General features: G+C 42.3%; 16 protein-coding genes. All 16 read right to left on the bottom strand.

Annotated elements, in window-relative coordinates; genetic code table 11:
- Positions 1–20 precede the first annotated feature (20 nt).
- Positions 21–1,715 (bottom strand): proline--tRNA ligase, encoded by a 1,695-nt coding sequence (gene proS / locus NSQ16_RS08885; RefSeq protein WP_003231918.1) that lies wholly within the window; start codon positions 1,713–1,715, stop codon positions 21–23.
- A 32-nt stretch (positions 1,716–1,747) separates the two neighbouring features.
- On the bottom strand, positions 1,748–3,016 hold the full coding sequence (gene rseP, locus NSQ16_RS08880; protein WP_010886508.1) for an RIP metalloprotease RseP: 1,269 nt from the start codon (positions 3,014–3,016) through the stop codon (positions 1,748–1,750).
- A 6-nt stretch (positions 3,017–3,022) separates the two neighbouring features.
- The gene (gene dxr, locus NSQ16_RS08875; protein ID WP_003245155.1) at positions 3,023–4,174 is read right to left on the bottom strand and encodes a 1-deoxy-D-xylulose-5-phosphate reductoisomerase; all 1,152 of its coding nucleotides are present in this window, start codon (positions 4,172–4,174) and stop codon (positions 3,023–3,025) included.
- Positions 4,175–4,235: 61 nt separating this feature from the next.
- Positions 4,236–5,045 (bottom strand): phosphatidate cytidylyltransferase, encoded by an 810-nt coding sequence (cdsA, locus tag NSQ16_RS08870; protein ID WP_003231924.1) that lies wholly within the window; start codon positions 5,043–5,045, stop codon positions 4,236–4,238.
- A gap of 3 nt (positions 5,046–5,048) precedes the next feature.
- Positions 5,049–5,831: an isoprenyl transferase gene (locus tag NSQ16_RS08865; RefSeq protein ID WP_003231925.1), complete on the bottom strand. Its 783-nt coding sequence runs from the start codon at positions 5,829–5,831 to the stop codon at positions 5,049–5,051.
- 130 nt (positions 5,832–5,961) lie between these two features.
- Positions 5,962–6,519 (bottom strand): ribosome recycling factor, encoded by a 558-nt coding sequence (gene frr, locus NSQ16_RS08860; protein WP_339232688.1) that lies wholly within the window; start codon positions 6,517–6,519, stop codon positions 5,962–5,964.
- Position 6,520: 1 nt separating this feature from the next.
- The gene (gene pyrH, locus NSQ16_RS08855; protein WP_003220923.1) at positions 6,521–7,243 is read right to left on the bottom strand and encodes a UMP kinase; all 723 of its coding nucleotides are present in this window, start codon (positions 7,241–7,243) and stop codon (positions 6,521–6,523) included.
- A 145-nt stretch (positions 7,244–7,388) separates the two neighbouring features.
- Complete coding sequence (gene tsf / locus NSQ16_RS08850; RefSeq protein WP_003231929.1) at positions 7,389–8,270, bottom strand: translation elongation factor Ts; 882 nt, start codon at positions 8,268–8,270, stop codon at positions 7,389–7,391.
- 101 nt (positions 8,271–8,371) lie between these two features.
- A complete protein-coding gene (rpsB, locus tag NSQ16_RS08845) occupies positions 8,372–9,112 on the bottom strand; it encodes a 30S ribosomal protein S2 (protein WP_003220918.1) in 741 nt (246 codons plus the stop codon).
- Between the two features lie 143 nt (positions 9,113–9,255).
- On the bottom strand, positions 9,256–9,759 hold the full coding sequence (gene swrB, locus NSQ16_RS08840) for a swarming motility protein SwrB (RefSeq protein WP_015252089.1): 504 nt from the start codon (positions 9,757–9,759) through the stop codon (positions 9,256–9,258).
- A gap of 28 nt (positions 9,760–9,787) precedes the next feature.
- Positions 9,788–10,552, bottom strand: coding sequence for an RNA polymerase sigma-28 factor SigD (gene sigD / locus NSQ16_RS08835; RefSeq protein WP_003220911.1), 765 nt, complete (start codon positions 10,550–10,552; stop codon positions 9,788–9,790).
- 22 nt (positions 10,553–10,574) lie between these two features.
- Positions 10,575–11,075, bottom strand: coding sequence for a chemoreceptor glutamine deamidase CheD (gene cheD / locus NSQ16_RS08830; RefSeq protein WP_014476818.1), 501 nt, complete (start codon positions 11,073–11,075; stop codon positions 10,575–10,577).
- Complete coding sequence (cheC, locus tag NSQ16_RS08825; protein ID WP_003231935.1) at positions 11,072–11,701, bottom strand: CheY-P phosphatase CheC; 630 nt, start codon at positions 11,699–11,701, stop codon at positions 11,072–11,074. Before cheC ends, cheD begins: the two co-directional genes overlap by 4 nt.
- Before the next feature lie 18 nt (positions 11,702–11,719).
- Complete coding sequence (gene cheW / locus NSQ16_RS08820) at positions 11,720–12,190, bottom strand: chemotaxis protein CheW (protein WP_003231938.1); 471 nt, start codon at positions 12,188–12,190, stop codon at positions 11,720–11,722.
- A 21-nt stretch (positions 12,191–12,211) separates the two neighbouring features.
- Positions 12,212–14,230, bottom strand: coding sequence for a chemotaxis protein CheA (gene cheA / locus NSQ16_RS08815; protein ID WP_014476817.1), 2,019 nt, complete (start codon positions 14,228–14,230; stop codon positions 12,212–12,214).
- A 5-nt stretch (positions 14,231–14,235) separates the two neighbouring features.
- The gene (gene cheB / locus NSQ16_RS08810; protein ID WP_230488503.1) at positions 14,236–15,309 is read right to left on the bottom strand and encodes a protein-glutamate O-methylesterase CheB; all 1,074 of its coding nucleotides are present in this window, start codon (positions 15,307–15,309) and stop codon (positions 14,236–14,238) included.

The raw sequence follows: 15,309 nt of genomic DNA, 5'->3' as shown, positions 1-15,309 counted from the left end.
TTGATAAATCGTTATGGTGATTACTGCTTGCTGATAAACGCAGATAATTCGTCTACTGAAATCTCAGTTGACTCACCAGTTTGACGAATTTTCACTTCGACGATTCCTTCGTCAGCTCGTTTTCCGACAGTGATGCGGATTGGAAGGCCGATTAGATCTGAATCAGCGAATTTTACACCGGCACGCTCAGCACGGTCGTCATAGAGCACTTCATAGCCTTCCGCTTTTAAATCGGCATACAGCTTTTCAGCAAGCTCTCTTTGCCCATCGTTTTTCATGTTCAATGCAAGAATATGAAGATCGTACGGGGCAACGCTTTTTGGCCATATTAATCCTTTTTCGTCGTGATGCTGTTCAGCAATAGCAGAAAGCGTTCTTGATACACCGATTCCGTAACAGCCCATCAGCATTGGCTGCGCGCGTCCGTTTTCATCTAAATATGTCGCATTCATCGCTTCTGAATAGCGTGTTCCGAGCTTAAAGACTTGTCCGACTTCGATTCCCTCAGCAAAACGGATCGTTCCCTTGCCGTCTGGTGAAGGATCACCTTCTTTAATAAAACGAAGATCAGCAAATTCTTTAATTTGCGCGTCACGATTCACATTGACATTTTTATAATGATGATCTCCTTCATTTGCCCCGGCAACAGCATTAACCATTGCTTTCACAGCTTGATCAGCATATACTTCCACATCCTGATGAATACCGACAGGGCCTACAAAGCCTGGCTCTGTTCCGAGCTGCTGAATGACCTCTTCATGTGTAGCAAGCTCTACAACTTCTGCATGAAGCAAGTTTTTCACTTTAATATCGTTAACTTCATGATCCCCTCTTACAAGCACTAAGACAAAACGGTCATCAGCTTTAAACAATACTGACTTAATGCACGCTTCAGCCGAAACCTGTAAGAACGCAGTCAGTTCTTCGATTGTTTTCACGTTAGGCGTATGAACCTTCTCTAGAGCTTTAGGCTCTTCATCTGAAGGAACTTCCTGGTGAAGAACTTCAGCCATCTCGATATTAGCCGCGTACTGTGATTCATCAGAATACGCAATCGTATCCTCTCCGATCGCAGAAAGTGCCATAAATTCGTGCGTATCCTTTCCTCCCATTGCGCCTGAATCAGCGATAACAGGTCTTACATTAATGCCGCAGCGGGCAAAAATATTAGAATAGGCCTCGTACATTTTTTGATACGTTTCATCCAGGCTCTCTGCAGATGCATGGAAAGAGTACGCATCCTTCATAATAAATTCGCGGCCTCTTAACAAACCGAAGCGAGGACGTTTTTCATCTCTGAACTTAGACTGAATTTGATAAAGAGTCAGAGGGAGACGCTTATAAGATTTAACCTCATCGCGAACAAGCGAAGTGATAACCTCTTCATGCGTTGCCCCTAAAGCAAATTCACGGCCATGACGGTCTTTTAGTCTCATCAGTTCGGGACCATACGTATACCATCTGCCTGATTCCTGCCATGTCTCTGCCTGCTGCAATGCGGGCATGAGCATTTCTACGGCATCAATTTTCTCCATTTCCTCTCGAACAATCTGCTGAATGTTTTGAATCACCTTATACGCAAGAGGCATATAGCTGTATACCCCGCTCGTATTCTGTCTGATAAATCCTGCTCTCAGAAGAAGCTGATGACTTTTTGCTTCGGCATCAGCTGGAACTTCACGGAGCGTAGGAATAAGCGTCAAGCTTTGTCTCATTTCTTCGCACCTCTGATTGATTTACTTTTCGTTTACAAAAACAGCCGCTGGATATCGTTCCATGTGACAACCAGCATAAGAAGCATTAAGAAAGCTACTCCGATAAACACAACAAATGCTTCTTTTTCCCTGTTAATCGGTTTGCCCCGAATCGCTTCAATAAATAGAAACAACAGTCTTCCTCCGTCAAGTGCCGGAATCGGAAGCAGGTTGACAATCCCAAGGTTAATGCTTAAAAACGCCGCAAACTGAAATAAGTTCACGATCCCTGTTTTCGCCACTTGGTCTGTCATGTCATATATGCCGACAGGACCTGACAGCATATCGAGTTTAAATTGGCCTGTTACTAATTTGCTCAGATTGGTTAAAATGGCTTTGGTGACATCAACTGTTGATGTCGCGCCGTAAGCAACCGCTGAGAGTACGCCTTTTTCAGTCGGCGCATAGGAACCGAAACGTCCGATTGTTTTTTTGTTCTCATCTTTAACAGCTTCCGGAGTCACCGAAATATGAAGCGTTTTGTTATCTCTTTTTACTGCAACGTCCATTTCTTTCTCCGGGTTTTCTTTTACAGCGGAGACAATGTCAGTCCAAGACCTCATTTTCTCTCCGTTAATGCTTTGGATATAATCCCCTTCTTTTAGCCCTGCTTCAGCCGCCCGTCCATTGTCTGTCAGCTGCCCGAGCATAGGTTCATTTGACGGTACGCCTTGAATCAGCCCAAGCATCACTAAAATGACGTAAGCTAAAATAAAGTTCATAATCGGCCCTGCAGCAATTGCTTTAATCCGCTGCCATACAGGTTTGGAACCAAATTGGCGATTATACGGCGCAATCTGCACTTCTTCTCCGTCTACAATAAAAAAGGATGTTTCGCTGACAGTAAAGCTGGAAAGTTCGTCCTCTTTCCCCTGTTCATAACCAGTGATCTTCATGTCATGCTCTAGATCCGCTGTTTCCACTTCAATGACTAAAGCATCCGGATATTTTTCCTTTTGATTGATGATGACTTTCTCAACTTGATCTTCTTTATTAAACAGAAGCCCGACCGTGTATCCGGGTTTCACCTCAATCATTTCCGGATCTTCGCCGGCCATACGAACAAACCCGCCGACCGGAAGCAGCCTGATCGTATATACTGTTTCATTTTTTTTGAAAGAAAAAATCTTTGGACCGAAGCCGATCGCAAATTCACGGCAGAGAATTCCCGCTCTTTGGGCTAGCAATAAATGGCCCAGTTCATGGAAGAAAACGAGCGTTCCGAAAATAATGATAAACGCTATAACTGTATTCACGAACATACCACCTTATGTGAGTATTGAATTGACGTATCCCCGGGTATCTTTGTCCACTTCTTGAATGTCCGCCAGGCTCGGTTTTTTCAGTAATTGATGGCGGGTTAGTGCCTTTTCGATACAGTCTTCAATAGCCAAAAACGGTATCTTGCCAGCTAAAAAGGCAGCGACAGCTACTTCATTTGCCGCATTTAGCACTGTCGGCATTGTTCCTCCTATTTTACCTGATTCAAAAGCAAATTGTAAGCATCGGAACCTGTCAAAATCAGCTTTCTCAAAATGAAGGCTACCGATTTCCCATAATTCAAGCCTTTTCGCATCTGGTAATGGCAATCGGTCAGGATAAGTGAGCGCATATTGAATGGGGACTCTCATATCCGGAGTTCCGAGCTGTGCGATCACACTTTTATCATGGAACTCAACCATTGAATGGATGATGCTCTCCTTATGTAAAACCACATCAATTTGTTCATAAGGTATATCGAAAAGCCAGTGTGCCTCGATCACCTCTAATCCCTTATTCATCATTGTAGCCGAATCAATTGTAATTTTTGCACCCATTGACCAGTTTGGATGTTTTAATGCATCTTCAACTGTTACTGATTCGAGCTCCTCCCGCGTCTTGTCCCGAAAACTTCCGCCGGATGCCGTAATGATGAGGCGTTCAATGTTTTTAGCCTGTTCGCCTTGAAGAGCTTGAAAAATGGCTGAATGCTCACTGTCAACAGGCAGCAGCGGAACATCATATTTCTTAGCATGTTCTTTTACTATATGCCCTGCAGTGACAAGAGTTTCCTTATTTGCAAGCGCAATTGTTTTTTTCTGTTCAATTGCCTTTAACGTCGGGATAAGGCCGACGCTTCCAAGCAAAGCGTTGACAACAATGTCAACCTCCTCCATCACTGCTGCTTCTATCAGCCCTTCTTCTCCCAGCCCGATTTGGCATTCAAAAGAAAAAGACATTTGTTTTAATTTATGATATGTATCCAGATCACCGACAGAGACAAACTTCGGCTGAAAGACCTCAATCATTGGAACGGCCTTATCAATATTTCTGCCAAACGACATAGATACCAGCTGAAATTGATCTTGATGTGCACGCAGTACATCAAGAGTCTGTTCGCCGATTGATCCTGTTGCTCCTAAAAGACAAATATTTTTCAAAGTTGCCACTACTCCTATTCTTATTGCTGCATGATCAGTCTCATATTCATATTAGACTTTTTTATGAAAAAAGGGCAAGCAGAAAGTACAAGAAAGGCATGACAAACAAGAAACTGTCAAAACGGTCTAATATACCGCCATGCCCGGGAAGAATATTCCCAGAATCCTTTACATCGTAATGTCTTTTCAAGGCGGATTCCACTAAATCTCCAAGTTGTCCGAAAACAGACAAAAACAGCGTGATCAACAGCAGATAGATATACGGGATCGGAAGTTGTGCAACAAGCTGAAAAATCGTCGCCAATACAAGTGCGATGACAATTCCGCCTGCAAACCCTTCCACTGTTTTATTCGGACTGATTTCAGGCCACAGTTTCCGCTTCCCAAGCGATTTACCGACAAAATAGGCACCGGAATCGGTGGACCAAATGACAACACACGCATAAAAAATGTATGTTAATCCGTATTGGTCAAGATTTCTGATTTCGATAAAATAATGAAAACACATTCCGATGTAAATTGCTGCAAGCGTAATAAACCCGACTTCATCAAAAGTAAAGGTGTTCTTGACCAACACTGTGTAAGTCAGCAATAGCAGTACCGCAAATAAAGCGATTTCCATTTTGGAAATCCCGTCCGCTTCAAAAAACGAATACTGGCTTGGCAATAAGAACATCCACAATAATAAAAGACCGATCAAACCCGGCAGTGAAACCAGCTTCAGCTTTTTCATCCGTAAAAGTTCAAAAAGCGCCACACTGCCCATAGCATAAATTAATATGGTGAACGGCAATTTCCCGACAATAACCAAAAATAAAAATACAATTGCTGCCAGAACACCTGTCAAAATTCTTTGTTTCATGTCCACCATCCTCTAAATTCCGCCAAACCTCCGGCCTCTCTGCTGAAACTCTCCTAACGCCTGCAAGAAGTGATCTTCTTTAAAGTCAGGCCACAAGACGTCAGTAAAGACAAATTCACTGTAGGCAACCTGCCATAGCATAAAATTACTCAGCCTTATCTCGCCGCTCGTTCGAATTAAAAGTTCAGGATCCTGCAAAGATTCAGTCATCAAATAAGTTGAAAAAAGCGATTCATCAATGTCTTCAATATTCAAAGAGCCTTCCTTCACTTTTTCCGCGAGTGATTTTGCAGCACTGACAATTTCAGTACGGCCTCCATAGTTAAGAGCAAAATTAAGGATCATTCCGTCGTTTTGCGCCGTGTCCTGTACAGCTTTTTCAATCGCACGTAATGTGTGCGCCGGCAAAGCCGTTTCATCCCCGATGATCCGAACCTGTACATTTTCCTCAACAAGCTCTGGAAGATACGTATTCAAAAATTCTTCCGGAAGCTTCATTAAAAAATCGACTTCCATTTTCGGCCTTTTCCAGTTTTCTGTTGAAAATGCATACAATGTCAGTACTTTGACACCTAATTCGTTTGCGAGCTTCGTGGTCCTTTTTACCACCTTCATCCCTTCATGGTGGCCTGCAATTCTGGGAAGAGAGCGTTTTTTAGCCCAACGGCCATTTCCATCCATGATAATGGCGATGTGTTCGGGAATTTCTCCCTTAAGTATGTCTTCTTTTGTATAACGTTCTAAGTTGGAAGCCGCAGTTTGCTGATTCTTCCAATTTTTGAGTATGTTGAGCATGAGATTCCTCCGTCACCCAAAAAGGTTACATTCCCTGCTGATAATCAATGTAATCAACAGTATTAACAAAAAAACCCCCTGTAAACATGAGAGGGTCTTTTCACTATTATCTATTGTACATAGTTTTTCATTAAACTTCCATGATTTCTTTTTCTTTGTCTTTTGTGACACTGTCAATTTTTGACACATATTCATCTGTCAGTTTTTGAACGTCTTCAGTGGAAGCACGCAGTTCATCCTCAGTAATGTTTCCGTTTTTCTCAAGTTTTTTGAGATCATCGTTAGCATCACGGCGAACGTTACGAACAGCTACTTTTGCTTCTTCAGCATATTTTTTTACAACTTTCACTAATTCTTTCCGTCTCTCTTCTGTTAGTGCCGGAATTGCAATTCGAATCATATTGCCGTCACTTGTTGGTGTAAGACCTAAATCAGCTTTTAAAATCGCTTTTTCGATATCGCCAATTGCTGTTTTGTCGTATGGCGTGATAACGAGCATACGAGCTTCAGGCACGTTAATAGAAGACAACTGATTTAAAGGTGTCTGCGCTCCGTAATATTCAACTGTTACTTTATCTAATAATGATGGATTTGCACGGCCTGCGCGTACAGTAGCCAATTCGCGCTGATAAGCAGCAATTGCTTTTTCCATTTTTTCTTTTGTTTGAGTTAATACTTCTTTTGACACGTTATTTCCCCCTCACGATCGTTCCGATTGATTCACCGATAACGGCACGTTTGATATTTCCTTCTTCCATAATAGAAAAGACGATAAGCGGAATGTCATTGTCCATGCATAAAGAGGAAGCTGTTGAATCCATGACTTCCAGGCCGTCTTTAAGAACGTCAAGATAAGAAAGTGATTCATACTTAACAGCTGATTCATCTTTTCTAGGATCAGCATTATACACACCGTCAACGTTATTTTTAGCCATTAAAATAACGTCTGCCTCAATTTCAGCAGCCCGCAGTGCAGCTGTCGTATCAGTTGAGAAATATGGGTTTCCTGTGCCCGCAGCGAAAATAACGACACGTTTTTTCTCTAAGTGGCGTATCGCTTTTCTTCTTATGTACGGTTCAGCAACTTGTCTCATTTCAATGGATGTTTGCACTCTGGACTGGATTCCGAGTGTTTCCAAGCTGTCTTGAAGAGCAAGCGAATTCATTACTGTCGCCAGCATTCCCATATAGTCAGCAGTCGCGCGGTCCATGCCCAGGTCACTTCCTGTTTTTCCGCGCCATAAGTTGCCGCCGCCTACAACAACAGCCACTTCGACTTCAAGCTCAGCGATTTCCTTCACTTGCTTTGCAATGGATTGAATGACAGTCGGGTTAATTCCATTTCCCTGTTCTCCTGCCAATGCTTCCCCGCTAAGCTTTAATACGATACGTTTGTATTTTGGTTTTTCCATGATAACCTCCAAGTGTAAACATTGCCGTTTTCTATTATGCAAGAGAAAAAAAGGTTTGTAAATATAGTTTTAAAAATAGGGAACACAAAATGTGTCCCCTATACTGCCTGAAAAGACGCGACTTAGCCGCGAAATCTTTTCACCATTATTTTTTCACTTGGTTCATTACTTCTTCAGCAAAGTTTTCTTGACGTTTTTCGATGCCTTCTCCAACTTCATAGCGGACAAAAGTTTGAACAGTAGCGTTTTTCGCTGCAATAACTTGTTTCACTTTTTCATCTGGGTTTTTAACGAACGCTTGGTCTAATAGACAAATTTCTTCGAAGAATTTGTTCAGACGGCCTTCAACCATTTTCGCTACGATGTTTTCAGGTTTGCCTTCTTGGAGGGCTTGCTGAGTTAAGATTTGACGCTCATGATTTGTTTCTTCTTCAGATACTTGATCACGAGAAATGTAACGAGGGTTAACTGCAGCAACGTGCATTGCGATATCTTTCGCAGTTTCTTCATCAGTTGTACCGTTGAGAACAGTTAATACACCGATGCGGCCGCCCATGTGAAGGTACGCACCGAATGCAGAGCTGTCGTCTTTTGTAAGAACTGTAAAGCGGCGAAGAGTGATTTTCTCACCGATTTTAGCAACTGCGCTTGTGATGTACTCTTCAACAGTTGAGCCATTTTCCATTTTTTGGCCCATTGCTTCTTCAACATCAGCTGGCGTGTTTGCAAGAAGGTGGTCAGCTAAAGTGTTAAGAAGCTCTTTAAAACCTTCGTTTTTCGCAACGAAATCAGTTTCAGAGTTTACTTCTAGGATAACGCCTTTGTTGCCGTCAGTTTTAATAAGAGTAGAACCTTCTGCTGCGATACGGTCAGCTTTTTTCGCTGCTTTTGCAATTCCTTTTTCTCTTAAAAGGTCAATTGCTTTGTCCATATCTCCGTCAGTTTCAGTTAACGCTTTTTTACAATCCATCATGCCCGCGCCAGTTTTTTCACGCAGTTCTTTTACTTGCTGTGCAGTAATTGCCATTTGTATTCCTCCTTATATGTTTAAACAAGAGTATGTATATTACACATTTTTCTTGAAAAAAGGTGATAAAAGGCAGTCCCTCTTATCACCTTTTGAATAGGTTACGCAGTTGTTGTTTCTGTTTCTGGTGCAGTTTCTTCAGCAACTTCCGCTTCTTCTTCGCCTTGCTTCGCTTCTAAGATTGCATCTGCCATTTTAGAAGTTAGAAGTTTAACAGCGCGGATAGCGTCATCGTTCGCTGGGATAACAACATCGATTTCATCTGGATCACAGTTAGTATCTACGATACCGATGATAGGGATGTTTAATTTGCGAGCTTCCGCAACAGCGATGCGCTCTTTGCGAGGATCGATGATGAATAATGCATCAGGAAGATCCTTCATATCTTTAATTCCGCCTAGGAATTTTTCAAGACGCTCTAATTCTTTTTTCAATTGAACGACTTCTTTTTTAGGAAGTACATCAAACGTACCGTTTTCTTGCATTTTTTCAATGTCTTTAAGACGTTTAATACGTTTTTGGATTGTTTCAAAGTTTGTTAATGTACCGCCCAACCAGCGTTGGTTGACATAGTACATGCCAGAGCGTTGAGCTTCTTCTTTAACAGAATCTTGAGCTTGTTTTTTTGTTCCGACGAAAAGGATTTTTCCGCCTTCAGCAGCAAGATTTTTAGTGAAGTTGTAAGCTTCCTCTACTTTTTTGACTGTTTTTTGAAGGTCAATGATGTAGATTCCGTTACGCTCCGTGAAAATGTAACGCTTCATTTTGGGGTTCCAACGGCGTGTTTGGTGACCGAAGTGAACACCAGCTTCAAGCAATTGCTTCATAGAAATGACTGACATGTTATTTCCTCCTAATATAATGGTTTTTTTCCTCCGCTTAGGTCATTTTTGTGCAGAACTGCCGCCTGCAGCACCCTCTGCATAAATCGTTAAGCGTGTGTATTTAACACCAAGACATAATATAACACAGCTTTATCCGACAATCAAGAATCCTTTACACCTTTGGAGCGAAATTTTAAAAATAGCTCGATTTCTGTCTTTCCGCTCTTCATTTTCTGGGCAATTTGACTTGCCGAATATCCCTGTTCATATAATTCTATGACCTGGTCTTCAAATGATTGGACCTCACTGTTTACGATCTCTTCCCGACGGTCAACCTCTGTAATCAGACCTTCAATATGTTCAGGAAGATTCTCTGCCTCTTGAACTGGATCCCGCTCTTGATATGTTTCAGAGTGCTGAAGGCCTGGCTTTTGGGATTCTTCATCTGATTGACTTGCAGATGAAGCTTTATTTTCTATCAGTTTCTCATTTTCTTCTTTTAATTCAAGCAGAAATGCCGCCAAGGTGTTTTCCGTCTCTTCAAGTATCTGTTTTTGCTGTTTTTCTGTTTCTTTCACTGCAGCGAGCCTCGTATACAGGATAATGACAGCGTACAGAAGAACGCCGTGGAGCGTAAAGCTTAAAAGCCATAATAGTGTTGACATGTTTTTCACTCGCTAACCATGAAATTCATTATTGTATCACTTTTTCCAGCAGATTCTTTAATTTAAATAATGCCTTTGAATGGATCTGAGATATGCGGGACGTAGAAAGATTTAATACTTGTCCGATTTCTGTCAGTGTCAACTCCTCTTTGTAGAACAAACTCACAACCAGCTGTTCTTTTTCAGAGAGTTCGTGAATTTTTTCCGCAAGCTGTGCAATCAGTTCATCCTTCATAATCTTTTCTTCAGGCGGAACATTTTTGTCATCTCTGATCATGACTTGAATGTTTTCCCCGTCATCTTGATCATGGAGCTTTTCATCAATTGACAGCAGATTTGCAAAAAAACCTTCATTCATTGTTGACACGACATCCTGTACCGTCATTCCGAGTTCCTCTGCAATTTCCGCGGGCGATACATTCCGAAGATACCGCTGTTCAAGCTTTTCAATTGCTGCTTCAACCTTTTTTGTTTTTTCGCGCGAGGTTCTGGGCAGCCAATCTTCTTTACGAAGCCCGTCTATGATTGCGCCGCGAATTCTAAACGAGGCGTAGGTATCAAATTTTAAGTCCCGGCTGGGGTCAAATTTTTCAAGGGCATCATATAAACCAAGCATACCAAGGCTCATAAGATCGTCTTTATGCACTGATTTCGGCAGTCCGACAGAAATTCTGCCTACATGATATGTGACAAGCGGCATGTAACGGCGCATTAAGTCGTCACCGGCTTTAGGATCTTTCCACTCTTTCCAGCGCGTCCAAAGCACCTGATCTTCATAATTCAAGGATTGCATTGTTATCCCCCTAATACCTTAATTAAATCGTTTTTTCACCTTGTTTAACAGTTCGAATATGCAGCATGCAGGACTTCGGTTCAAATTCTATCGTCCGGCCGCTTGAGCCGCCCGTATCTTCACTAATAATAGGAATATTAAATAAAGACAGCTGTTCTTTTATCGCTAATACATTTCTCGGTCCGATCTTCATCAAATCATTTGTCGATTTAAATTTAAACATCTCTGATCCGCCGGCCAGCTTTGCTTTTAATGCAAATTTCCGGCATCCCGCTTCTATCAGCATATCAATCGTGGTCTTTACGGCGGTGTCAGCGTACTTAGCCCGGTTGAGCTCGGCAGTTTTCGATAACGTCGAATCCGGAAGCATGACATGAACAAGACCCGCCGTTTGCTTTTCTTTATCATAAAGCACCAGCCCCACACATGAACCCAAACCAGAGGTCCGGATGGTATCCGGGAAGCGGGCGATCTTCACGTCAGCAATCCCAACCTTTATAACAACAGCCTCAGTTGTACTCATAATGATGCACCTAAGGCGACAAAGAGCTTTTCAAATGAATCATAGTCCGGCAGCATAAACATATGCGCTTTCAGCTCCTGCTGATGGCTTTGGTCAAAAATTGACGTATCGACAACAATGGCGTGTTCTCCAACCTGACTGAGCTCCATCAGCCCTTCGCTGATCACAGCTCCGAACATGTCCAATGAGACTTCAGGAACACTTGGATAAAGCTGGAGTTTCGTCAAATCCGCCAAAGCTGTTAAATATGACCCCGCTAAAATATTGCCCAGTTCATGCAAAGCGGATGAGCTCATGTGGTCTTCACCTAAGTCCTCTATGTCAAAATCGGGGTTTCCAATCAGCTCTCTGATAAACTGCTCCGCCTGAAAAAAAGGCATTATAAAGAACATTGAACCCGTTAAATCGCCTTCCATTCTTAAAAAGATGCTGGCAACCGGGACATCGGCGCCGCCGAAAAAATCAACAAGCTCATCAAAAGACAGCAGCTTTGCAAATGGGACTTCCATATCTATCTTTCTATTTAACAGCTGGGCCATTGCAGAGGCGGAGTGGCCGGCGCCTATATTGCCGACTTCCCGCAAAATGTCCATCTGCTCTTCTTTGATTCCATTAAAAATACTCATGTCATAACCCCTTTAAGATTAAGCTTGATCGGGCACAGCGGACTGAGATGATTCTTTATCCAAAACCGCGTTCGCATCAATAATATTTAAGAGTCTGTTCTCTTGTTTCACAATCTGTTCGATCGACACATCCGTATCTTTCTGAACGCCTTCTGGAGCAGATTCTATTTCACTTTCGTGTACGGTAATCACATCATTCGCTTCATCCACAATCCAGCCGACTTCAATATCACGATAAGCAATAATGATAATTCGTGTTTCATCGGTAATTTCATACTCTGGCAAATTCAGGCGTTTTCTTAAATCAATAACCGGAGTCACCACCCCGCGTAAATTGATTACCCCACAAATATATGGTTCAACGCCAGGTACCCTCGTTGGCTTTTGCCATTTTTCAATTGATTTCACCTGAGTGACGGAAATGGCATATTCTTTGCCATTTACCATAAAGACTATCATTTTTTCGCCTGTTTTAATTTCTGCAGTCATGTGAGACACCTCCTCGAATGGTTAAATAATCAGTGCATTACAATCAATAATGAGCGCTACTTCTCCGTCTCCTAAAATAGTAGCTCCGGAAATTGCAAAGACGTTTGTTAAATAATCTCCGAGTGATTTCAGCACAACTTCCTGCTGGCCAATAAAGGAGTCCACCACAAATGCAGTAGGTTTATCGCCTTTTTTCACGACAATGATATGGAGCTGTTCCGCATCTTTTCTTGTATCTTCTATTTTAAACTCTTCTTTTAAATAAACGACAGGGACAATATGCCCTCTAAAGTCAATCACTTCACGGTCATGCGTTTGCAAAATGTCTTTTCTGTCAATAACTGCTGTTTCAATGATTGAAGAAATCGGAATGGCAAATGTCTCTTCTTCCAACTTAATCAGCAGAACTGAAATAATAGACAAGGTAAGCGGCAGCTGGATGCTGAATAGAGAGCCTTGACCCTCGGCTGATTTTACACTGACTGAACCGCCAAGAGACTCCAGTTTGTTTTTTACAACGTCAAGTCCGACACCGCGGCCGGAAATATCAGAAATTTGGTCAGCAGTTGAGAACCCCGGAGCAAAAATCAATTCGTAAATTTGGTTGTCTTCTAAGGTTTCAGCTTCTTTTTCCGTTATGACCCCGCGCTCAAGCGCTTTTTCCAGAATTTTTTTGCGATTAAGGCCTGCGCCGTCATCCTCTACTTCGATAAAGACATGGTTGCCGCTGTGATAAGCTTTAAGCACAACTTTTCCTGATTCCGGTTTTCCCTTTTGCAAACGTGTTTCCGGCGCCTCGATACCATGGTCAATACTGTTTCTGATCAAGTGAACGAGTGGATCTCCGATTTCATCAATTACTGTACGATCCAGTTCAGTTTCCGCACCGATGATCGAGAGTTCAATTTTTTTATTCAGCTCTTTCTGAAGCTGGCGAATCATTCTCGGGAATCTGTTAAAAACGGTTTCAACCGGGACCATTCTCATATTCAGAATAATCGATTGCAAATCTCCGGAAATTCTCGTCATTCGTTCAACCGTTTCAGTCAGTTCATTGTGCTCAAGCTCTTTCGCAATCTGCTCGAGACGCCCGCGGTCAATGACAAGCTCTTCAAATAAGTTCATTAAAGAATCAAGCCTGTCAATGTTGACACGAATTGTTTTAGATCCGCCGGCTGAATGCTTCGCCTGTTCATCGTTTTTAGCAGGCTGTTTTTGTTTCTCCTGCTTCGCAGGTACAGCTGCTGCTGGTGAATCTTCTTGCTTAGATTCTTCAGGCTTTTCAGCTGATGTTAAAGGAGCCCCTTGAATGACTTCAACATGCTCAATTTCCGACACACCATTGATTAATTGTTCAATGTCTTCCGCTGATTGATGTGTTAAGAAACAAACTTGAAAGTCAGTTCCAAAATCTTCTGTTTCAAGCACTTCAGCACTTGGAATTGTTTTGGCTACTTCTCCGACTTCATTTAGTTTTTCAAACACCATATAGACACGAACTGCTTTTAACATACAGTTTTCGTTCAGAGAAATCTTGATTTCATATCGTTTGAAGCCTTGCTCCTCCGCTTCTTGTATAACTGTGCGTTCAAATTCATCATATTCCCAATCAGATGCTGAACTCTGTGCTTCTGCAGGTTCCGCGGAGGCAGCGGATTCAGCGTGCGCACCATTCACATCAAGCTTGGCACTCACTTCTGAGATATCTCTTTTACCATCCCCGCCATCAATAATAGACTGAACCATTGCTTCCAGGTGATCCAGAGCTTCAAACAAAATATCCAGCCAGTCTGAGGTGACTTCCATGTCTCCGTTTCGGATTGCATCCAGCACGTTTTCAAGCAGATGGGTAAGATGTGCTAAATCCGTGTAGCCCATCGTTGCGCTCATTCCTTTTAATGTATGGGCAGCCCTGAATATATCATGTACGAGCTGAAGATCAGTCGGGTCTTTCTCTAAAAGAAGAAGCTTTTCATTACATGTTTGTAAATGTTCTTTACTCTCATCAATAAAGACATCTAAATACTGATTCATATCCATTTGAATCACACCCTCTCTTTTTTCACACAGCTTGTGATGGATGCTGCGATATCTTCCACATGTTTAATCTCATGAATGAGACCCGCTTTAACAGCAGCTTTTGGCATCCCGTATACGACACAAGATTCTTCAGACTCCGCAATGGCTTTCACATTGCCGGCTGTTAGCATGTCCTTTAGCCCAGCAGTGCCGTCACTGCCCATTCCGGTCATGATAACCGCTACTTTTTCATAATCTGTCAGTTTCCCGACAGAACGGAATAAATAATCAGCAGATGGTTTATGACGGCTTGGTGTGTCATGGTTATCAAGCACAATCTGGAGTCCTTCGCTGTTTTTAATAACGGATATGTTTTTTCCGCCCGGTGCTATGTAAACACAGCCGTTAAGAGCTGCTTCACCATCTTTTGCTTCTTTTACCTGAATGTCAGATAAATGATTCAGCCGATCAGCCAAAGAAGCAGTAAACCCTTCAGGCATGTGCTGTACGACAACCACTGGTGCGTTCAAATCCTTAGGGAGCTTCGGTATCACCTTTTGTAACGCCCGTGGACCGCCTGTTGATGTGCCGATACACACAATTTGTCTGCCCGTGCCAGGTTTCGGTTTGCTTAATTCAGGCTTAACGACAGCACGCACAATAGGTTCGGGCCGAACTGTCTGGGAAACAGGACGTTTCCACTTGCCGGAAAGTCCTGCCGCGACGACACGCTCAACTAATTGTTCTTTAATTTTGTATAGATCCAGAGATATTGAGCCTGATGGCTTTGTGATAAAATCAAAGGCACCGATCTCCAAACAATTAATTGTGCATTCTTTACCTTTCTCGGTCTGGCTCGACACCATAATGACCGGCAAGTTATAAATCTCAATAATTTTGCGGAGCGTATCTGTCCCATTCATGACCGGCATTTCAACATCAAGAGTAATAACATCCGGTTTTAATAATTCAATCTTCTTAAGCGCTTCTTCTCCGTTTCTCGCAGTTCCGATTACTTCTATCTGCTTTTCTTCGGTCAGAAAATCACTTATCATTTTTCTCATAAAAGCTGAATCATCAACTACAAGCACACGAATCAA

Origin of the sequence: Bacillus sp. PS108, from assembly GCF_037963335.1 — a bacterium.
GTDB lineage: Bacteria > Bacillota > Bacilli > Bacillales > Bacillaceae > Bacillus > Bacillus subtilis.
This window is presented reverse-complemented; position numbering and strand designations above follow the sequence as displayed.